We start from the raw sequence: 20,198 nt of genomic DNA, 5'->3' as shown, positions 1-20,198 counted from the left end.
TAATCAATGTTATTTAACTCTATTCCTTATTTAATTCTTTTTGCGTTTACATATTTAATTTACTGGAATATCCCACAAAAAGGAAGAAAACCATTACTGGTTCTCTCTTCCTTAATTTTTTATGCGTATTTCAGTTTTCCTTTTTTATTTCACTTCCTTCTCGTAATCCTTATCAATTTTGGATTTAGTGAATGGATTTTTAATCGAAAAGAGAAAGGTAAACCTTATCACCGTTTATTATTTACCATTGTCGCTTTAAACTTAATCAATTTAGGTTTTTTTAAATATTTCTACTTCTTTACAGGATCGTTGTATTCGCTCACAGGTTATCCGGTGTTCAAAGAAATCTCTGGATCTTGGAGTATCTTTTTACCTCTAGCAATTAGTTTTTATACCTTCCAAATCATTGCCGTGCAGGTAGACATCCATAGAGGAATCATAGAAAAAAGAATGTCCGCCGTGGACTACTTTCTCTTCATTCTTTTCTTCCCTCAATTGATCGCGGGCCCCATCATGCGGTCCCAAGATTTTCTTCCGCAACTAGACAACCCTACCATCGATTCAGACCGAATGAAAAAAGGTCTTTTTCTAATCATTGGTGGTCTTTTTAAGAAAGTAATCATCGCAGAAAACATTTCACCGATCATTTCTCCTATCTTTATGGATCCTGCAAAATTCGACAGTTTTTCGATATTTTTCAGTGTTCTTGCCTTCGCCATACAAGTGTATTGTGACTTCTCAGGATATACAGATATGGCACGTGGATCGGCAAATTTACTTGGGTATGAAATTCCAGAAAACTTCCAAGGACCGTTTTTTTCCCAATCGTTTCGGGAACTTTGGTCTAGATGGCATATCACTCTTTCTTCTTGGCTCAGGGATTATATTTATATCCCACTCGGCGGTAGCAAAGGTTCGATCTTTCGTTCCAATGTAAACTCGTTCATCACTATGTGCCTCGGGGGACTTTGGCATGGTGCCAACTGGGCCTTTGTATTTTGGGGAGCTTATTTAGGAGCGCTCATTTGGATTGAAAGGTCTTTGTATTTACACCGAGGAAAAAAGAAATTCCTTCCTGATACCCTTCCATTTGTGGGAATCATTCGAACCATCGTTGTGTTTATTATCTTCACTTTTTCTGGTGTTTTTTTCCGAGCCGCCGCACGTGGCGATGAATCGATGAATGTAGCCTATGAAATTTTTAAAGGTGTATTAACTTTTCGTAACACCGGAGAAACTCTTAGCCGAGTGGATGAACTACCAACTTTCATTGCTCTTGGTTTGATGTTTAACTGGTTCCAATATTCAAACTTTGTGTATGAAAAACTGAAACCTTATCAAAATATCCTCCTTCCTTTCCTTGCAGTAGTTATTTTGTTATTACTCGGAATTTTTGGAGATGGTGGACAAGATTTTATCTACTTCCAATTCTAAACCTTCACTTCAGAGAAGTAGGATCTACAAGAAACGACTGGAAAGAATTAGTTTCATTCTTTCCGGTTTTCTCTCACTCCTCGTTTTAATACAATGTGTTCCCAAGATGGAATGGATCAGAACGATTCCTTCCGATTTTCCAAGAGATCAAAAAATCTCACTTGGAACTTACCAAAGACCTACAGAAAAAAAATCTGCATTCGGATCCAAAGATTACCAACTGTATTGGCAGGAAGAAATCCATTTACAATCTAATTCTAAATTCGTAAAAACTTGGAGTGAATGGAAAGTTTACAAAGATCATTCAGAATTTCAATTCAAAGAAGGAACAGGAAGTTTTGAAAAGTCTGGAGATTGGGTTTTATTCAAAACAAACTCCATTACAGAATTTGAATGTAAATCAAAGGAAAAAGTAGATACTATCCCTCGCGGCAAAGATTGGAAAAAATCATTTCCTTGTTCCGATCTTCCGTCCCAAAACATTCGCTCCAAAGATCATAACTTATTATATTATTATGATGGAAAATCTATCTTTCCCTTACAGTACGAATCAGGATATGCGGAAGCTAATTTTGGAATCGCATGGGAGTCAGACCTTCCCTACACCAAGTCTAGTTTATTTGAAAAAGCTAAATTGAAATATGGGAAAAAAGAATTCCAACCCCACGTGTACAACCACGTGAAGTTGGATTGATTCGAAGAAGAATCAAAAAAGGGTAACCATCTCTAGAAAGAATCATTACATATTGTTGTTATTTGAATGCCACAACTGCACAAGCTCGTGCATATTCTTTGTGATCATCACTTGCTTTTTGTTCGAATTTAGAAATCCCGTGTAAACGGAATGCATCACTTGCTTTTTTAGCATGTGTAGATGCTTCACAAAAATGACCAGCTTTGGAATAAGCTAAACTTGCAAGGTATTGGATAGAAGCAAAACTTTTGTGTTCAGTCATCCCAATGGCTTCTCTAATTTTTATCGCGCGAGTATAATGTCCTGAAGCTAAATCAAACTCACCCATTCCTTCCTCTTCACTTGCGAGTTTCACAAGTTCGTTAGAAATGGCAGTCAGAGTTTCTTTGTCATATTGACTGACGAGGGAATCAAGATCTTCATTCATCAAAGAAGATTCTCCAGCAGAAATGGAAGCGGTAAGTGCCAAAACTAGAATGGTTAAAACTGCCTTTTTCATATTCCCTCCGAACCAACGGTTCTCTTACATTAATGCAACTATCGTGCCAGGCCGAAACTGGCCCAAATCGCAAAAGAATGCCAAACAAAGACCCTCTTAGCTTTAAAGAGGGCGCCGATTTGCTTAAAAAACAGGCAGAATGTTTGTTTAGAAATAAATTGCCTAAAATTTCGGGGCTAATGGAAAGGGAGGGAGAAAAGAAAGCCACTCACTTTCGCGTGGGACTCTCTTTGGTAAGTGGGTTTCTAAGGTTAGCGGGTGCAAAAAGAAAGCCACTCACTTTCGCGTGGGACTTTCTTTAGTAAGTGGGTTTCTAAGCTTAACGCGGGTGGATTATTTCAATTCATCATCAGAGATTTCAAGTTCTCTTTGGAGAAAGTCGGTAAGATCCATCGAGCGGTAGTGATCACGGTCACCATCACATTGCCTTCCGCCTGGAACGGCAAGAGTGCGGCCGGCAATGGTAATTGGTTTCAAAAATAAATTCCCTGTCAAAGGACAGTTGGGGCCTGGAGTCAGACCATTAAAAGCACAGGTGGCACCCTTTACCACATCGGCAGGAATTTCTTCCGCTCTTCCGTTTGGATAAAATACAGGATAAGGGCCTTCGTTGTACCAACGAGAATACAATTTTCCCCAAATGGGTGCTGCCACTCCAGCCGCAGTGACACCCTTCCCAAGAGAAAGAGAGGATTTATCAAATCCCATCCAAACTACCGATGTGTATTTAGGATCAAAACCCGCATACCAAACGTTAGTATAAGAAGAAGTGGATCCCGTTTTTCCACCGGACTCTCCTTTATAATTTCCTTTATCAGCGGCACGTAGGGCTTGTGTCGGAGTTCCCCCCATAGCAACACCCATTAACATTTGTTTGATAATATAAGCAGTGGCTTCTGGAATGATTTGGATGGATCCATTTTTTGCTTCTTCGGCAAGTGTCTCTTGTACTTCTTTTTCTTTATTATAAACAACAGTTCCACTTTGATTTAGCACATAACGAACACTAAATGGAATTACATCTTTTCCTTTGTTTGCTAAAATGGAATAACCAAGAGCCATTTCATAAGGTGTTAATTCCGCAACACCTAATGCTAAAGCAGGACCGGTTGGAAATCTGGCTTTATTTGCCTTTGTTACTTTAGATGCAAAATCAATGACAGCATCCGTTCCCGTTCTCATTAAAACTTGAACAGACACAATATTTAAAGATAACGATAACGCTCGTGAAAGGGGAACCATCCCTCTAAAATCTCCGGAGATATCTTGTGGAGAATATCCTTCCCCTTCTTCGGTGATTGTTGTAAGAGGAGCATCCATAATTCCGGTGCCGGAACCAACGGCTCTATTTTGGATTGCTGCTGCATAAACAAATGGTTTGAATGCAGATCCAGTTTGGCGTCTTGCTTGCATGGCCCGATTGAACTGATTTTTCGGGGAGAACCTAGATCCCCCAACCATTGTTTGGAGATAACCAGTTTGATGGTCTATAGTGACAATGGCACCTTCTACGTGTAAGTTGGATGAAAAGACAAGAGAAGATCTTTGAAATTCTTTTACTGCAGAACTTTCATTTTCTGATGGGGTAAAATCAGTCAAAAGTTCTAAGGCAGGAGCCATTTCTTTTTCTAAATGGAGACGAAATACCTGTCTATCATCCAAACTTGTGACGTAAGGAACTCCCACAGGAAAAATAGAACCGAATAAATTGTATAAAGAAACAAGGCCTTTGTCGGCTCTTCCCACATAACGGAAGTTTGCACCAAAAGCGTATTTATCTTGTTCGATAAGTCCTTTTCGAAGTTCCTCTTCGGCAATTTCTTGTTTTCGAACATCAAGAGTTGTATAAACTCTTAATCCACCAGTATATAAAGCCTCTTCCCCTAATTCCTTTTCTAGAATTTGGCGAACCCATTCTGTAAAATAAGGGGCTCTGTTGAGTTTTGCACCCCACGTAGAACGGGAAGGAGATTGTGTGATGACAACCGGCCAATATCTTTCCCAAAAATCATCATGAATTTTTTGGACTTGGTCTTTTGGTATGAATCCATTTTTTGCCATCAGTCCCAAAACCACCATATGCGCTTGTTTTGCTTCTTTTGGATTTTTGAATGGTGAATAGGTTACAGGAGCTTTGGGAAGTCTTGCAAGCATGGCAGCTTCAGCAATGCTCAAATCTCTAACATCTTTTTGGAAGTAGACATTGGCTGCAGACGAAAGCCCCGTCGTTCCATGCCCCAGATAAATTAAGTTAAAATAAATTTCTAAAATTTCTTCTTTGGTATACTCTTGTTCAATTTGTAAAGTGAGGAGTGCTTCCAAAAACTTACGCCCAAATGTTTTTTTCCTTTGTTGTAAGATAGTTTTTGCTAACTGTTGGGTGAGAGTAGACCCACCTTGGACAATCCGTCCGGCAAAAACGTTTTTGATGGCTGCACGAACAATAGCCAAAAAATCTATACCAAAATGATTGAAAAAGTTATCATCCTCAACGGAAAGAAAGGCATGAATGACATGAGGAGGAATGTCACTATATTTAAGTAATTCTTGTTTGTGGCGATAAAGTTCGGCAAACAACACTCCATTCGAATCATATAATTTTGTGGGAGTTGTTGGTTGGTAAGAAGCCAACTTTTGTAACTCCTTTCCTTTGTTTACCTCAGAAAGGATGTATCCAAAAAAGAAACCTCCAAGGAGTGCAATGGTAAAAAAGGTAGTAATAGTGATTCGAAGTGTTTTTTCTTTGTTCATGGTATTATAGGTGGAAGCGTAGTCCTTCCCTTGCTAAATGAATTTTTAATTTTTTTTCGCCTAGCTGCTCTTTGTGGAGTTTGGCATCGTTATAAATTTCGTAGATTTTTTCATCTGAATAACTTGGTTCATGGTGGGTGAGTACTAGGTTTTTTACCTTCCATGAAGAAGCGCAGTTTACAGACATCGTATAGGCTGTATGGCCCCAGTCAAATTTGGAAAATGATTCGTCTAACGTGTATTGGGTGTCGAGTATGAGTAAATCGGCATCAGCAAAAAAAGGATGGCATTCATGGATTAAATCCATATCAGCTCCTGTAAATTCTGCATCCGTTGCAAAAATAAAAATTTTACCAGCGCGGTTGGTGAACTTATACGCGAAAGATCCACCTGGATGTTTTAACGGATAGCATTCTACCTTCATCCCAGAACCAAATTCCAAAACATCTCCCGGAAAGAAAAGTTTGAAGTCTTTCGCAGACCCAGTCCCATCCAAAGGAACCGGAAAAAACTCTGGTTCTTGTTGTTTTTGCAAACGAGATTCTAAATCGGAATAAGGAGAATAAAAGTTCAGGAGGAAGTCTGGAAAATAGATGGGTTTGAAAAACGGAAGCCCCTGGATATGGTCCCAATGTGTATGTGTGATAAAAAAAGAAACTGTCCTTTTTAGCTTATTGGAAAGGTATTCGGAGACAAGTTCATCTCCCAAGTTACGAAGACCCGTCCCCATATCCAAAACAAAAACTTCGCCGTCATCATCAGTGACAGACACACAGGTTGTGTCGGAACCTGTGACAAATTTCAAATGGTAGGGAAGGTCTTGCCAAAATTCGTCCGCTGACACACCAGCCCCCGATTGCCGATAGAGGTCTAGGATATCGATAATTTTTTTGCGGTAGTCTTGGTTGCGGAGGGGGCTCGCTATGGAGCCGCGGACTCCGTAGAGTTGCACAATCACTTCCTCGATGCTAGGAAATCGACTTTCCTTGTCACTCAAGATTTGCGACCTTGAATTTATGGCCTCTCGTTACCCAGGATATGAACTCCGATTTGGACCTCCTATGGTTCCCGTTGTACGCACTCTTATGATTATCAATGCAGTTTTATTCCTCCTGCAGATGGCAACGAAACTAGCTTTCCATTCGCCGGTTGTAGAGGTCTATTTTGGCCTCACTCCAGAGCTTGTTTTGAATGGATGGGCCTGGCAACTCCTCAGTTATGCCTTCCTACACGGGAGTTTTCTACACATCCTTTTTAATATGCTGAGTCTTTGGATGTTTGGTTCAGAACTCGCGGAACTTTGGGGAGAACGTGCCTTTTTAAAATTTTATCTTTTCACCGCATTTCTGGGTGGGACCTGCACCGTGGTTGCCCATTTTTTTGGCATTCCGCAGGGGCTCGTTGTTGGTGCAAGTGCTAGTATCTATGGACTCCTTGTGGCCTATGCGATGACTTGGCCCAACCGCGAACTTCTTGTTTTTCTTATCTTCCCGATGCGAGCCAAATACTTTGTGATGATCGTCATGCTTATGGTTCTTTTTGCCCAAGGGGAAAAAGTGGCACATTTTGCTCATTTAGGGGGAGCCATTGGAGGTTTACTTTTAATGAAAGTTTACACTGGCTGGAAAAAGAAAGTGGGTTCCCTTCCCACTTGGTCTCTTTCTCGGTATTTGCAAAAACGCAGGTTTATGCGTTACCAAGAAGAGATGGCCAAAAGGGAAAATGCAAAAACGAAAGTGGATGAACTTTTGGAAAAAATTTCTAAAAATGGAATGGATTCCCTTTCCCGCAGCGAACGAAAGTTTTTAAACGAAGCATCGCAAAAATACTTTAACGAGTGAATTCCAAAGTATTTTATTTTCCCCAAACTCCTCCAAGATCACCTTACTACAATTTGGCGATCGAGGAAAGTATTGCCTTAAAAATGGTTTCCGAAGGAATTACGGCTGGAGTTAGGCTTTGGAAAAATCCTGATTCTATTATTTTAGGTCTTTCGGAAAATCCATTTCGAAACATCAAAGAAGAAGTGGTGACAAAATACGAAACTGTTGCAAGGACAATTGGTTTTAATAAAAAACCTAAACCTAATTTTTGTTATATTGCAAGACGTGCTTCTGGCGGAGGCACCGTTTTTCATTCCTTATCAGGAAATATTAATTATTCCCTATATGTCAATTTGGATGAGAGGAAAGAACTTTTTCCTGTCAAAGATTCCTATGATATCCTTCTTGGAATTGTTGCGAAGTCCCTAAAAAGGCAAAATATCCAATGTTTTCCAAAGGGAAAATCCGATTTGGTTTTAGAAAAAAATGGAGTCTTTAAAAAGATTTCCGGCAATGCACAGTTTCGCAAACGAAATTGTATTGTCCAACATGGGACATTGATTTTGGAAGAAACTCTCATAAATCGAGTGGCAGAAGTCCTCCACCACCCTCCCGAGGAACCGGACTACCGCAAAGAAAGAAGTCACAAAGACTTTCTCACTTCTTTGCCCGATTTTTTTTCCGAATCCATTTGGGCAAATGATCTCGTACGAGAAGTTTTTTCTTATTTAGGAGAACCAGAGCCGGAGAGTCTGGAAGATTTTTCAAAAATTTCCTTCTTTGGCCCCGACTTTTCTACTTTTCGGAAACACGTCCTCCAAGAATCTGAATCTATTCGCAAGAAGAAATACCAAAATCCAGAATACACACTTCATAGAGAAATTCCCACATGAGTTATTTAGAAAAACAAGATCCAGAAGTTTACGCCGCATTAAAAAAAGAAGACGAACGCCAAGAACATTCCCTAGAGATGATTGCTAGTGAGAACTTTGTTTCGCGTCCGGTTTTGGAAGCTTATCATTCCACTCTCACAAACAAATATGCAGAAGGATATCCTGGAAAACGTTACTACAACGGTTGTGAAAACGCAGACAAGGTAGAACAACTTGCTATCGAACGAGCTAAAAAAATGTTCGGAGCAGAATACGCAAACGTTCAACCACATAGCGGTGCGCAGGCGAATATGGCTGTATTTCTTGCAACACTCGAACCAGGTGATAGTTTCCTCGGGATGAATTTGGCACATGGTGGTCACTTAACACACGGTAGTGCTGTCAACATCAGTGGAAAATATTTCAAACCAATCCCTTATGGTGTGGATGAAAAAACAGAAACAATTAATTACGATGAAGTCGCAAAACTTGCCAAAGAACACAAACCAAAACTAATTGTTGTGGGTGCTTCTGCTTATCCAAGAACCATTGATTTTAATAAGTTCCGCGAAATCGCAGACGGAATTGGTGCCAAAATCATGGCTGATATTGCACATATCTCAGGTCTTGTTGTTGCCGGTGAACACCCAAGTCCGATAGGCGTTTGTGATTTTGTCACAACAACCACTCATAAAACTTTACGTGGACCAAGAGGAGGACTCATTCTTTCCTCTGCAGAACATGAAAAGATTTTAAACTCACGAGTGTTCCCTGGAATCCAAGGTGGACCACTCATGCACGTAATCGCAGCTAAAGCAGTTGCGTTCGGAGAAGCTCTCAGGCCAGATTTCAAAACCTATATCCAACAAGTCGTAAAGAATGCAAAAGTTCTTGCGGATGTTTTCCAAAAACGTGGATTCCGAGTGGTTTCTGGTGGGACTGACAACCATATTGTTCTTCTCGATGTTTCTGTAAAAGGACTCACAGGAAATGATGCTGCCAATGGATTGGATCATATCGGAGTGACCGTAAACAAAAACGCGATCCCATTTGATAAAAATCCACCGGCTGTGGCGTCGGGAATTCGATTGGGAACTCCAGCTCTCACAACTCGTGGACTAAAAGAAAAAGAAATCGAAGCAGTGGGAAATTTGATCTGTGATTATCTAGATCATTTTGGTGATTCTTCTTGGGAAACTAAGGTAAAAGCAGCAGTGAAAGAAATCACATCTGCTTTCCCTATGGTAAATTTCCGCCTAGAAAACTAACTCTCACTAAACGCTAATACATCTCTCCGTTCCGTGAATTCATTTGAAAGCGGATCGGGGAAGCTGCGTTCTAAAACTTCCACGCCATCCTTACCACAGAATAAAATTGTAGAAGCACGGGTTCCATAACCAGGAACACGAATTCTGATCGATGATAAATACCTTTCGCGTTCAAGCCCAATTCCTGTGTCGGGTAAGAGTGAATCTTCTTTGACTAAATCAGCATCCGACAGTAACCGAAAGAATTCGGATGTAACAAGGGTTCGCCAATTTTCGTCCATAGGAATAGAATCAAACACCTGTTCGACGTTTGCTTTTAATTTAGCAGTTTTCGGCCAAACGGTATTCCAACTGGCATTACTCACAGCATGAAACCCTGATTCTAAAGTTAAAACCTGTAAAGGATCCCCTCCTACATAGTTTGCTTCTTTTCCATCATATACAAATAAATTGAATCCATCATACTCGTTCGCATGACTTTGTATTTTCTCACAATAATCCTTAGAGGAAACATCCCGTTCGGATTTTAAAAAATCTAAAACTAAACTTCCTCGTGAGATAGGATGAGGATGTGTTGGTTTTCGTAGATTTCTGACATTGGTGAGAAAAGATATCTTACCGAAAGAACTGGCACCAAGCCAAGTTCCCCCAGCTTTTAAATCTTTTCCTCCAATGATTTCGGGATTCGTATCCCATAAATGAAGGGGCTCAGTCGGTCTTTCAAAAAACTCATCTCTGTTGGAGACAATGACAAGTGGGTAATCTGGATGAACCTTATAGGCGATCACAACTAGGCACATATCTTGTAAATGCCTGAAAAAAGTGGCAAAAGAAAGCGAAAAACCTGGGAAATATTTGGATTGAACCCCAAAAACCATATTAAATCATGAATTGCATTACGATATGAAAGCATTGGAAGCCATAAAAGCCGTCTCTATTTTCCAGGAATCCGTTCTGGATTGGCATAAAAAAGAAGCCCCTCATCCAAATCCTTACCCAGAAGGAAGTTTAGAGTCCACCCTCTACCAAAAAAACCACATCGATACCATCCAATGGCATATTGAAGATGAAATCCGAAGACCGGACATTGCTTTGGAAGATGTAGTGGCACTCAAACGAAAGATCGACAAACTAAACCAAGACAGAACCGATATGGTGGAAAAACTGGATGACTTTGTGATTGATATGTTTCGTTCAGCGACTCCAAAACCGGACGCAAGATTAAACTCCGAATCACCAGCTTGGTTACTCGATCGTATGAGTATCTTAGAACTAAAAATCTTCCATATGGAAGAACAAGTTTCCAGAAAAGATGCTTCTGCCTCAAAAGAACATATCGCCAAATGCCAAGCCAAACTCGATATTCTCCTAGACCAGAGAGAAGATCTCAAAAAATGTTTGGACGAACTTTTTTCCGATTACACAGAAGGAACCAAAAGAGTAAAAGTTTATCGTCAAATGAAGATGTACAATGACCAAAATTTAAATCCGTCATTGTATAAGAATCAAAAATGACAAACCTCTTAGTTCTAAGATTTTCAGCGATGGGGGATGTGGCTTTAATGACACCCGCCCTCATTGCAATTGCAGCTAAATATTCCAATATCCAGCTGACAGTTGTTACAAGAGGAAACTTCGCACCATTTTTCTACAACATTCCCAACTTAAATGTTCTAGGCATCAATCTCAAAAAATACAAAGGGATTTTAGGTCTTTGGAGAATGTATCGTGACATCGCCAAACTAGGACCATTCGGTCATGTGATTGACCTTCACGGTTCTGTTCGCTCAAGGTTCATTGCTTTTTTATTTCGTAGCCAAGGTATTCCTTATTCAAAAATCATCAAAGGCCGCCGCGAAAAATTAAAACAAACACGACGTTATAATAAAAAATTAAACCAACTCCCCCACACTGTAGAACGTTATTTAAACGTATTTCGTAAAGCCGGATTTGATGCTCCCATTCGGAAAGGCCCTTGGCTCAATGTGGATGGAGAATCCAAAATATATGCGAGAGATTTTTTTAAGTCCATAGGTATTGATAAAAAAGAAGGCCAATGGTTTGGCTTTGCTCCGTTTGCTGGTCACGCACTCAAAGAATGGAGTTTTGAAAAATGCAAACGCCTTGTAGAAGTTTTACTCGATGAATTTCCGGATTGTAATGTATTTCTTTTTGGTGGAAAGGACGAAGCAAAAGAATTAGAAATCCTTCGAAATGGCCACACACGCGCACATATTGTCCAGGGTGGGAATTTGGGAATCCGCGGGGAACTCGGGATTATGGACAGACTGGATGTGATGATTGGGATGGATAGTTCTAACGTTCACATTGCGGCCCTTCTCAAAAAACCTGTGATTGGAATTTATGGAACAACACACCCTCTTTCTGGATTTGGTCCTTTTGCCCAAGAAGATTCTGGAGTTTTACAAGTGGACTTACCTTGTCGCCCATGTTCCATTTACGGAAACACCAAATGTTGGCGCGGTGACCATGCTTGTATGGAACTCATTGACCCACTAGACGTTGTTAGACGAATCAGACTAATCCAAAATGTAAATACACTTTGGTGATTTAGTGTAATCTTTCACTAGGCAAATAAGGAGACTTTCATGTTATTTCGAATCAAAAGTTTGAACTCTCCTAAAGTTTCTAAATCAAAAAGACCTGTTTCTATTCATTCAAATGATACCGGTTGGATCAAAAGCAGTATCCTCTTCCTTTTTTTATCTCTTATTTTTTCCCTTTTGATTTACCCTTCTGAAACCAAAGCAGAAGAGTTTTCTTCTGAATTCCAACCGGTCATCCTCCCTTCTCCCAATCAAACTGATTACGAAGAACAAATCAAATGCCAAGAATTGTATTGTAAAAAGATCACTTATACTGAGGACGGGAACTATCTAGATGAAGTTTGGACAGAACTAGGTAAAAATGGAGGTAAGGTGGTGGTGGATTTTTTAGACCACCCACTTTCTCTCAGTGAATCCAAAATGGATGCTATCACGGAATACTTACGAGAAATTGCCAAACGTGACGGCCATGTAAGTTTAGAGCCATTTTACATTGCCACTAGAGGTCTCGGAGTTATGGATGTTCCTATTGTTAAAGATCTTTTTGGACTTAGTTACAATTTGTACAAACGAATTCGTTCAGCGGTAAAGTTCGGAAGGATGGGCCATTACAATGCAAAAGTCCTTTACCATCCTACAACAGGCAAAGTGTTACAAGTATTTTTCTTTCATAAAAATTTTGGAAACCTATGTAATACAGTTTATTCCACTTGTGACCGTATCGAATACATTGATGATGTTCTTTTTGACAAACAATTATCACTGAGACTCAGTGAATCCAACAATCGCAGAATCGAAGTTAACTTCAAACAAACGCCAGCCATCCTCCCTCAAATGAAATTGGATATCGGGAATCTTTTGGATACCAATCGTTCGGCAAGACTATATAAGTGGTTAATCATCACAAAAAAAACAGAAACAAAAACCGTAACTCGAGAACGGTTTCTAGGTGCCGAACTTGCCATCAAAGCACTGGATTATACACTGAGTGCTTATGAAATTGTCGAAGCGATCCAATTATATATGCCAGCTCGTGCCAAACAAGCTGAAGTTGTTTATGAAGATACAGAAGAAGGAAAAATGCTTAGGTCTGTTATTTTTTATCCAGTTGTAGACAAGGAATGAACTAAGATATCATTTCTAGTTTTGATTTTCTTATTTTTATCATAACCACAAAAACCACACAAGCGATTCCGGCAGATCCTGGAAACAGTAAGGTTGTTGTGTTCCACTCAGCAAGTCCGGCCATAGCCAAAAAATTACGAAACAAAAAGATAAGATAAAATCCCACTGGTTCGGAGTTGGGAAGGAAGTATCCTTTACGGAATGTCGGTATAAAACCCAAAATGTCAGCGATAGACAAAACAATCACCGCCGCCAAAGGATCCGAAAAATAAAACCAAAACGGTAAACTAGAAACTGCCAACCCAAAGAAAAACCAATCGAATTTGGTAATTTTGATATCACCACGTTTTTTATACGCGATACATGCAACTAAAATGGTAATGATTCCCGAAACACCAATCGGTAAACTACCCACTCCACCATTTCCAACAATTTGTGCGAAGAACACGATAAAGGTGGTGGCTCCCCAAATGATCCACGAAAATACATGGGGGCGGATAGTACCTGTCCAAATCCCTTTGATATAAGGAATGTATGCGTAAAAAGTTAAAAATATAGCAATCCCTGTAATGAGAGAACGTAACTCAATAGATATAAAACTTGTCATTGCATAAAATCAAAAAACAAATCAAAGATAGTTGATTTTTTAACTTTGCCCTTCATAGCTTCCACAACTTTCGAATACACCTCTTCCATCGCATCGACACATTTTTCCATTTCATGCCCCGAAGCAATCTGAATGGAATTTTTGGAAAACGTAGAATACTCAAGTGGATTCCGAATGATGGAAAGTGCACCCTCTGCGATTCCTTTGGCATCGAATGATTTTGCGATGTATCCGTTTTCACCATGACGAATGAGCTCCGGCAATGCAAATGCATCCACACCCACAGCAGGCAACCCACAAGCAATGGCTTCCAAAACCACAAGACCTTGTGTTTCCATAGTTGATGCTGTTAAAAATACATCATACTTAGGATATTCTTCGTGTAACACGGCATTGGGGATAAATCCTTTAAAACTAACCGACTTCTCGATTCCCAAATGTTCCGCTTGTCGTTCTAATGATGGGATAGCAGGACCCTCACCAATCACTGTCAAAGTTGCATTAGGGTAATGTTCATGTATGAGTTTAAAAGCATTGATGACCACATCACAATTTTTTTCATAAGAAATTCGTCCCACATGTAAAAACTTAGGAGCGTCTCCACCAGGATATGTTTTTGGTGTACCTTGGAATCTTTTTAAATCCATTCCATTGGAAACAACCGTAATCGGACGAGTGATTCCATATTCGATGAGTTGTTCTTTGATGAGATGGCTCGGAGAAATAACCACATCACATCTGTTATATATGTCGTTACAAATTTTAAGAATGATTTTTTTGCGAATATTAAAATTATCAAATTTTACAATTTTATCCAATTCATCAATATTCAGTTTTTTCTTAAACTTATTGGCTTTAAAAAAAAGTTTATCGAGTTTGAACAAACGGTAGAAGGAAACATACATTTCTTGTTCTGCCATAAGAGTATGATAGGTGCCAATTGTCGGAACCCCAAATCGTTCCGCGGCATTCACAGCATAAAGTCCAAGAAGTCCCGGGGTATGGATATGGATGAGATCGGGTTTGAAGTCTTCAATAATACGTTTGATTTTTCCAGGAGAGGGCAAAACCACTTTGATATCAGGGTAACTTGGCAAATATCCTGACCGAAACCGAACCACTTGGATATTGTCCGTCATCCGATCAAAGTCCCCATCTCCATATTTGGGAGCACAAATACAAAACACATGCCCACGAAGAGCCAAAAGTTCAGAAAAATTCTTAATGGAAACAGCAACTCCGTCGGTTTTTGGCAAAAAAGTATCGGAAAAATATAAGACTCGCAACTGTTACCTCTTTACAAATTGGAGAAAAGCATTAGTCTCATCCAAAGTTATGTATTACCGAATCTATCGTTCGTTTCTAACCTTGTCCATCATTTCCTGCGCGCTATCTGTTTCCCTTAGCCAACTTTTCTTACTCCTATCTTTTGTTTTTTTCCTCTTCCTCCCCGAAAAACCAAAACTCGCAAGCAATCTGGTCAAAATTCTATTTTTATTTTACGTTTGGCAAATTGTAACCGTTTTGTATCATTTCTCCGCTTCTGGTTTTGAATTTGAATCCATCAAACATGCGTTTCGTGATGAAATGAAAGATATCTTCCTTGTCACAGCATTTGTTTCTGTCCAAGGGATTAAACCGGAAGATAGAAAATATTTATACAAAACATTCTTTGTTTTTGCTTTAGTGATAGTGATCACGGGATTTATCTCTATATTTTCTATGACAAGGTTATCACGCCTAATTTCTGATCTCTACAAAACTTCTGCATCTTGGCCCTACCAACACCATTATGGCAAAATCACGAATATTAACATTTATCTTCCCATAGGCCTTATGAATACCCACCTTACCTTTGGTGGACTACTTGCTTTCATTTTCCCTGGATTTGTGTTTCGTTTGTATGATTCTTGGTACAAAAAAGAATCTATATCTAAAATTTCGATAAACGCCATATTACTTTTGTTAGTATCCATTGTCTTTTTATTCAACAATGCAAGATCCTCCCTTCTCGGAGCATTGGTAAGTACATTATTCGGGATTTATATTCTTGTTTTTATCGATAAGGATATTTCAAAAAAAATGTTAAAACGAATTGGTGTTTTTATCCTTTTGGTTTTAGTTCTAGTTTTTATAGGATATAAAACTACGAGTGCTGTCAAACGAGTTGTAGATCCACTCTTCGGTGGAGAAAAACATACGGACTCTGGAAGAACTTTTATCTGGGATTCAACATTTCCATTGATCGAAAAAAATCCAATTTTTGGAATCGGATCTGGAAATTACCAAAAAGAAATCGAAATCTCAAGGAAACAAAAAGAAAAAGAGAACAAGGAACTGAGTTTCTTCTATGAAGTCACACAAAGAGGACATGCTCATAATGATTATTTTCATTTAACCGCGGTCTTTGGTGGTCCTCAAGGGATCCTTTATCTTATGTTATTTGGAATCATTCTGTACACCTTACTCAATGGAAAGATACCGAAAAATATCAGATTTATGACTTATGGACTCGTTGGATTTTTCTTTTCTGGACTTTTGCAATGTTATTTTCAAGATGATGAAGTTTTGATTGTATTTTACTTTTTACTCGGGTATCTCAATCTCTATGCTGAGTTAGAAAAAAATACAAACGAGTTAGTTTAAAAGGATTATTGGATGGCACCAAAAAAACTCACACCCCAAGGCGAATGGTTTGTAGACGCAAATGGAAGAAAGGTAATTTTACGCGGAATCAATTTGGGTGGCGATACCAAGGTTCCATTTCCTAATGGCGGGACTCAGTTCCCTAGTGATTTTTCCAATCACAAAGAAGTGAGTTTTATTGGAAGGCCTTTTCCTCTTGCTGAAGCAGACATTCATCTAACAAGACTCAAACGGTGGGGATTTAACGTTCTTCGTTTATTAACCACTTGGGAAGCAGTCGAACACAAAGGCCCAAATGAATATGATGAAGAATATTTGGATTATTTTACAGAGATTGTTCGTCTAGCTGGTGAATATGGTTTTTATGTATTTGTCGATTTTCACCAAGACGTTTGGTCGCGAATGACGGGAGGAGATGGTGCCCCCGGTTGGATTTTTGAAAAGTTAGGAATCGATTATCGCAAACTTTCAGAAGCAGATGCAAGCATAGTCATGCAAAGAGCTTATGACTATTCAAAACCTGGTATCCGTCAGGAAGAAAATTACCCAACTATGTGCTGGTCACAAAACTATCGTTATGCTGGCAATGGAATCCTTTGGACTTTGTTTTTTGGAGGAAAAGATTTTGCACCAAACTTCCTCATCGACGGGAAAAATGTTCAAGAATATTTACAAGGTCACTATTTGGGTTGTATGAAAGAAATTGCAAAACGAGTGAAGGACTTTGACTTTGTTTTGGGTTTTGATTCACTGAATGAACCAGGAAAAGGTTTTATTGGTAGGGCAATGAATGATCGTTGTTTGAACAATGGCGATGCAGACCCCGCCAAACCTGGCCTGGCTTGGTCTCCGATTGACGCTTTATTCTCTTGCCATGGACATTCGATTGATTTGCCTTACCTCACTCTTAAAGTTTGGAAGGGTGGATTTGTTCCCACAAAAACTGTTACCGTAAACAAAAACGAAGTGTCCATATGGTTGCCTGAATCTCCAGGAGACCCCTTTCAATTAGAAGGAGCGTATACGATCACTAAAGACGGAACACCATTTATCGAAAAAAATGATTTTTTCCAAAAGGTAAATGGACGTACCATCGACTTTGATGCTGATTATCTAATTCCATTTATGCGTACAGTTGGTGAAACCATCCAGGAAATCAGAAAAGATTGGATGGTTTTTATTGAAAGAGATGCATCTGATGCATTCACCCATCCTCATCTCAACGGAGAAACACCACAACTTGCAGTGAATGCAGCACATTGGTATGATATCCTCACACTTCTGTTCAAAACATTTCTTTACCCGATAGCAATAGATACACTCACCAAACGACCGGTATTCGGTAAGTCAGGTATCGAAGCTATGTATGTGCGCCAACTCACTCGAATCAAAAATACTGCAGACTCTGTGCCAGGAAAAATTCCCAGTCTTATTGGTGAATTTGGAATCCCTTTTGACTTACAAGGGGGGAAAGCATACAAAGAATGGAAAAAAGGAAATCATTCTCCTAAAATTTGGAAACGCCATGTGATGGCTCTTGATTCCATGTACAACGCAATGGATCATCTTTTTTTATCCAATACAATTTGGAATTATACTGCCTCAAATCAAAACGATTTGATGGTGGGAGATGGTTGGAACCAAGAAGATTTAAGTATTTTTTCAAATGACCAAATCATTCCAGGCTCTGATCCCGATGTCTACGGCGGTGGCGGACGTGCGATCGAAGGTTTTTGTCGGCCTTACGCGGCCTTTATCCAAGGAACACCGGTCAAAATGAAATACAACTTAGAGAACCGCGAGTTTTATTTCGAATGGATCTCCGATTCCAAAATTGGGGAACCTTGTGTTATCAAAGTCCCAAGATTCGTTTATCCCAATGGAGTACAAATTGTACTCTCCAATGCAGAAAAAATTTCGGAAACAGACGGCGAGTTGACAGTCAAAGGAAATGGGGGAAAGGCAACCCTCATCTTAAAACCACTATGATTGATTTAAATTCCTTACTTCAAAAATATCCTTGGGAAGATCGTTGGAAAAATCTTGCAACCCCACTTGATTCTCTTTGGGAATTTGATCTTCCAGTGACTCGGGAAGAAATGTGGCCACATTTAATCGATACTTCTGCCCTCAACAAAAGGGTTGGTATGCCTAGATATGATTACCAAGAACGAAACGGAAAACTAATCGGGAAAACCAAACAAGTTGGTTTCCGATTAGAATGGGAAGAAGTCCCTTGGGAATGGGAGTATCTCAAAGAAATAGGCAACGCAAGAATTTACAGTAAAGGATTTGGATATTATGTTCGAAGCCGAATCATATTAGAAACGTTAGGTGAATCTAGGTGTAAAGTTTATTTGTATTTTGGTTGGATTCCTCGAAATTTCTTTATGAGAAAACTTTTGCAATATGCAATGCCAAAGTTGGAAATTTCTTTTCGCAAAGCCTTGAATGATATCGCAGAAGAGATTAAACATAAAAAACCAAAAGTCACTCCCGCCCCGGGAAAAGAATTTTCGTTTGTTCCCGAAGCCCAGTGGATTCATCCAGAAAAACTGGACAAAGAAACCCAAAATCTAATCAATAAAGGTGTTTCCAAGGAAGCCGTAACAGCTGTTTTCCAATGGATCAAAACCGCAAGTGACAATGACCTCGATCGCATTCGTATCAAAGAAGTTTGTCGAAGGTTAAACTTAGATCCAGATGAAACTCTTTTTCTTTTTTTGCATGGATGTCGGTTGGGAGTATTCACACTCAGTTGGGATATTGTTTGCCCACATTGCCGTGGTGTGAGAACAAGCCTCACCAAACTCAGCGACATTCCCGAAAAAGACGAATGTGAAGTTTGCGAAATTGATTTTGATACTACAGGTGTCAACTCCATCGAAGTCACCTTCCATCTGCATCCAAGCATTCGCATCATCGAAAAACAATTATATTGTGCAGCAGAACCCGCCACGAAAAACCACATCCTCCTAACAAAAACAATCCCTGCTAAAAAATCCTACTCGGCAAGTTTGTTAATTGGGTCGGGAGTGTTTCGTCTGCGAAAAAAAGGAGAAAAAAAATATCGGCTTGTGGACATCAAACCATCCTACAACCAAACAGATATTTTGTGGTTACCAGAAACCAGAGAAGAAGAAATCAAAGTTTCCCCAAAACCAAACTTAGTTTTCGAAAACGAATCCGATGATGATGTCACCATCATCTTAGAAGAACGTAACGAAGACCAAACGAGCCTCAGACCATCCGAGATTTTCGATTACCAAGAATTTAGGGATTTATTTTCCGAAGAAGCCATTGCCACTAATTTACAGTTAGACATTGGTCTCAAAACCATTTTGTTCACTGACATTGTTGGTTCTACAAAGTTCTATGAATCGGAAGGTGACCACGGTGCCTTTTTGCAAGTGCGCGAACACTTTATCAAAACCAACCAAATCATCCAAAACTTTCGAGGCGTAGTAGTGAAAACCATCGGCGACGCGGTCATGGCAAGTTTTTCCACCCCCTTACACGCATTAAAAGCCGCAAAAGAAATGCAAGAATGGTTCCATCCCGAAAACAAACATACGCCCGTTAGGATACGAATCTCAATCCATACGGGAAACTGCCTCGCTGTAAACCTCAACAGCAATATTGATTATTTCGGAAACACAGTCAATTACACAGCAAAACTTCAATCCGTAACCAACTCCGGCGAAATTTCCTTTAGCGAAACCATCTTCCGCGACCGTGACATCCGCGAATACCTACGTGCCGGGTCCATCAAACTTCACAAAGTCGAGTTTCCTCTCCCCTGGGCTGATCGAACTGATTTTGTTTATGTTTGGAAGGTGTAAGTTGACCATTCCCCACTCCTGCCAGCGGAACCTCCTGTTCCGACTGGCGAGCTTCGGCCATCCTTGGCCT

General features: G+C 39.7%; 17 protein-coding genes. 11 read left to right on the top strand and 6 right to left on the bottom strand.

What is annotated here, in order from left to right; genetic code table 11:
• The first annotated feature begins 6 nt into the window (after window positions 1-6).
• Both EHQ70_RS13180 and EHQ70_RS13175 read left to right on the top strand, forming a co-directional pair.
• On the top strand, window positions 7-1,434 hold the full coding sequence (locus EHQ70_RS13180) for an MBOAT family O-acyltransferase (RefSeq protein WP_135587062.1): 1,428 nt from the start codon (window positions 7-9) through the stop codon (window positions 1,432-1,434).
• Window positions 1,435-1,540: 106 nt separating this feature from the next.
• On the top strand, window positions 1,541-2,128 hold the full coding sequence (locus EHQ70_RS13175; RefSeq protein ID WP_135587060.1) for a hypothetical protein: 588 nt from the start codon (window positions 1,541-1,543) through the stop codon (window positions 2,126-2,128).
• Between the two features lie 58 nt (window positions 2,129-2,186).
• On the opposite strand, the gene EHQ70_RS13170 is transcribed toward EHQ70_RS13175, so the two are convergent.
• The 3 genes from EHQ70_RS13170 to EHQ70_RS13160 all read right to left on the bottom strand — a co-directional run bounded on the left by EHQ70_RS13170 (window position 2,187) and on the right by EHQ70_RS13160 (window position 6,336).
• On the bottom strand, window positions 2,187-2,627 hold the full coding sequence (locus EHQ70_RS13170; protein ID WP_135587058.1) for a tetratricopeptide repeat protein: 441 nt from the start codon (window positions 2,625-2,627) through the stop codon (window positions 2,187-2,189).
• A 333-nt stretch (window positions 2,628-2,960) separates the two neighbouring features.
• A complete protein-coding gene (locus EHQ70_RS13165) occupies window positions 2,961-5,378 on the bottom strand; it encodes a penicillin-binding protein 1A (RefSeq protein WP_135587056.1) in 2,418 nt (805 codons plus the stop codon).
• A 4-nt stretch (window positions 5,379-5,382) separates the two neighbouring features.
• The gene (locus EHQ70_RS13160) at window positions 5,383-6,336 is read right to left on the bottom strand and encodes an MBL fold metallo-hydrolase (protein WP_208729559.1); all 954 of its coding nucleotides are present in this window, start codon (window positions 6,334-6,336) and stop codon (window positions 5,383-5,385) included.
• 58 nt (window positions 6,337-6,394) lie between these two features.
• Between EHQ70_RS13160 and EHQ70_RS13155 the strand changes: the two genes are divergently transcribed.
• Genes EHQ70_RS13155 through glyA form a run of 3 tightly spaced genes read left to right on the top strand, consistent with a single transcriptional unit; the run spans window position 6,395 to window position 9,341 of the window.
• A complete protein-coding gene (locus EHQ70_RS13155) occupies window positions 6,395-7,219 on the top strand; it encodes a rhomboid family intramembrane serine protease (RefSeq protein WP_135587054.1) in 825 nt (274 codons plus the stop codon).
• A complete protein-coding gene (locus tag EHQ70_RS13150) occupies window positions 7,216-8,094 on the top strand; it encodes a lipoate--protein ligase family protein (RefSeq protein ID WP_135587052.1) in 879 nt (292 codons plus the stop codon). The genes EHQ70_RS13155 and EHQ70_RS13150 overlap by 4 nt, the downstream gene beginning before the upstream one ends.
• Complete coding sequence (glyA, locus tag EHQ70_RS13145) at window positions 8,091-9,341, top strand: serine hydroxymethyltransferase (RefSeq protein ID WP_135587050.1); 1,251 nt, start codon at window positions 8,091-8,093, stop codon at window positions 9,339-9,341. Before EHQ70_RS13150 ends, glyA begins: the two co-directional genes overlap by 4 nt.
• Here the strand turns inward: glyA and EHQ70_RS13140 are convergent.
• Window positions 9,338-10,141 (bottom strand): NRDE family protein, encoded by an 804-nt coding sequence (locus EHQ70_RS13140; protein ID WP_208729558.1) that lies wholly within the window; start codon window positions 10,139-10,141, stop codon window positions 9,338-9,340. The genes glyA and EHQ70_RS13140 overlap by 4 nt on opposite strands.
• Window positions 10,142-10,244: 103 nt before the next feature.
• Between EHQ70_RS13140 and EHQ70_RS13135 the strand changes: the two genes are divergently transcribed.
• The 3 genes from EHQ70_RS13135 to EHQ70_RS13125 are packed head-to-tail and all read left to right on the top strand — an operon-like array spanning window position 10,245 to window position 13,033.
• Window positions 10,245-10,856, top strand: a complete 612-nt coding sequence (locus EHQ70_RS13135; protein ID WP_135587046.1) for a DUF4254 domain-containing protein — start codon at window positions 10,245-10,247, stop codon at window positions 10,854-10,856.
• Window positions 10,853-11,911, top strand: coding sequence for a glycosyltransferase family 9 protein (locus EHQ70_RS13130; RefSeq protein ID WP_135587044.1), 1,059 nt, complete (start codon window positions 10,853-10,855; stop codon window positions 11,909-11,911). The genes EHQ70_RS13135 and EHQ70_RS13130 overlap by 4 nt, the downstream gene beginning before the upstream one ends.
• A gap of 39 nt (window positions 11,912-11,950) precedes the next feature.
• On the top strand, window positions 11,951-13,033 hold the full coding sequence (locus tag EHQ70_RS13125) for a hypothetical protein (RefSeq protein ID WP_135587042.1): 1,083 nt from the start codon (window positions 11,951-11,953) through the stop codon (window positions 13,031-13,033).
• 1 nt (window position 13,034) lies between these two features.
• Here EHQ70_RS13125 and EHQ70_RS13120 read toward each other — a convergent pair whose 3' ends face one another.
• Together EHQ70_RS13120 and EHQ70_RS13115 are read right to left on the bottom strand one after the other, a co-directional pair.
• Window positions 13,035-13,640 carry a hypothetical protein gene (locus EHQ70_RS13120; RefSeq protein WP_135587040.1) on the bottom strand — a complete coding sequence of 202 codons (606 nt, stop codon included), beginning with the start codon at window positions 13,638-13,640 and terminating at the stop codon, window positions 13,035-13,037.
• A complete protein-coding gene (locus tag EHQ70_RS13115; protein WP_135587038.1) occupies window positions 13,637-14,926 on the bottom strand; it encodes a glycosyltransferase in 1,290 nt (429 codons plus the stop codon). Before EHQ70_RS13115 ends, EHQ70_RS13120 begins: the two co-directional genes overlap by 4 nt.
• Before the next feature lie 49 nt (window positions 14,927-14,975).
• On the opposite strand from EHQ70_RS13115, the gene EHQ70_RS13110 reads away from it, so the two are divergent.
• The 3 genes from EHQ70_RS13110 to EHQ70_RS13100 are packed head-to-tail and all read left to right on the top strand — an operon-like array spanning window position 14,976 to window position 20,128.
• Complete coding sequence (locus tag EHQ70_RS13110; RefSeq protein WP_135587036.1) at window positions 14,976-16,286, top strand: O-antigen ligase family protein; 1,311 nt, start codon at window positions 14,976-14,978, stop codon at window positions 16,284-16,286.
• Window positions 16,287-16,298: 12 nt separating this feature from the next.
• A complete protein-coding gene (locus EHQ70_RS13105) occupies window positions 16,299-18,275 on the top strand; it encodes a glycoside hydrolase family 5 protein (RefSeq protein WP_135587034.1) in 1,977 nt (658 codons plus the stop codon).
• Window positions 18,272-20,128, top strand: a complete 1,857-nt coding sequence (locus EHQ70_RS13100) for an adenylate/guanylate cyclase domain-containing protein (protein WP_135587032.1) — start codon at window positions 18,272-18,274, stop codon at window positions 20,126-20,128. The genes EHQ70_RS13105 and EHQ70_RS13100 overlap by 4 nt, the downstream gene beginning before the upstream one ends.
• Window positions 20,129-20,198 lie beyond the last annotated feature (70 nt).

It is taken from the genome of Leptospira congkakensis (assembly GCF_004770265.1).
GTDB classification, from domain to species: Bacteria; Spirochaetota; Leptospiria; order Leptospirales; family Leptospiraceae; genus Leptospira_A; species Leptospira_A congkakensis.
The sequence above is the reverse complement of the archived record's forward strand: the minus strand, read 5'-3'. Positions and strand labels throughout refer to the sequence as shown.

What these genes read in the sequence shown, in the direction of transcription:
- EHQ70_RS13165 (WP_135587056.1), bottom strand. Translation starts at nt 5,378, where the DNA reads ATGAACAAAGAAAAAACACTTCGAATCACTATTACTACCTTTTTTACC.
- EHQ70_RS13130 (WP_135587044.1), top strand. Translation starts at nt 10,853, where the DNA reads ATGACAAACCTCTTAGTTCTAAGATTTTCAGCGATGGGGGATGTGGCT.
- EHQ70_RS13170 (WP_135587058.1), bottom strand. Translation starts at nt 2,627, where the DNA reads ATGAAAAAGGCAGTTTTAACCATTCTAGTTTTGGCACTTACCGCTTCC.
- glyA (WP_135587050.1), top strand. Translation starts at nt 8,091, where the DNA reads ATGAGTTATTTAGAAAAACAAGATCCAGAAGTTTACGCCGCATTAAAA.
- EHQ70_RS13135 (WP_135587046.1), top strand. Translation starts at nt 10,245, where the DNA reads ATGAAAGCATTGGAAGCCATAAAAGCCGTCTCTATTTTCCAGGAATCC.
- EHQ70_RS13125 (WP_135587042.1), top strand. Translation starts at nt 11,951, where the DNA reads ATGTTATTTCGAATCAAAAGTTTGAACTCTCCTAAAGTTTCTAAATCA.
- EHQ70_RS13105 (WP_135587034.1), top strand. Translation starts at nt 16,299, where the DNA reads ATGGCACCAAAAAAACTCACACCCCAAGGCGAATGGTTTGTAGACGCA.
- EHQ70_RS13175 (WP_135587060.1), top strand. Translation starts at nt 1,541, where the DNA reads ATGGAATGGATCAGAACGATTCCTTCCGATTTTCCAAGAGATCAAAAA.
- EHQ70_RS13110 (WP_135587036.1), top strand. Translation starts at nt 14,976, where the DNA reads ATGTATTACCGAATCTATCGTTCGTTTCTAACCTTGTCCATCATTTCC.
- EHQ70_RS13155 (WP_135587054.1), top strand. Translation starts at nt 6,395, where the DNA reads ATGGCCTCTCGTTACCCAGGATATGAACTCCGATTTGGACCTCCTATG.
- EHQ70_RS13180 (WP_135587062.1), top strand. Translation starts at nt 7, where the DNA reads ATGTTATTTAACTCTATTCCTTATTTAATTCTTTTTGCGTTTACATAT.
- EHQ70_RS13120 (WP_135587040.1), bottom strand. Translation starts at nt 13,640, where the DNA reads ATGACAAGTTTTATATCTATTGAGTTACGTTCTCTCATTACAGGGATT.
- EHQ70_RS13140 (WP_208729558.1), bottom strand. Translation starts at nt 10,141, where the DNA reads ATGTGCCTAGTTGTGATCGCCTATAAGGTTCATCCAGATTACCCACTT.
- EHQ70_RS13100 (WP_135587032.1), top strand. Translation starts at nt 18,272, where the DNA reads ATGATTGATTTAAATTCCTTACTTCAAAAATATCCTTGGGAAGATCGT.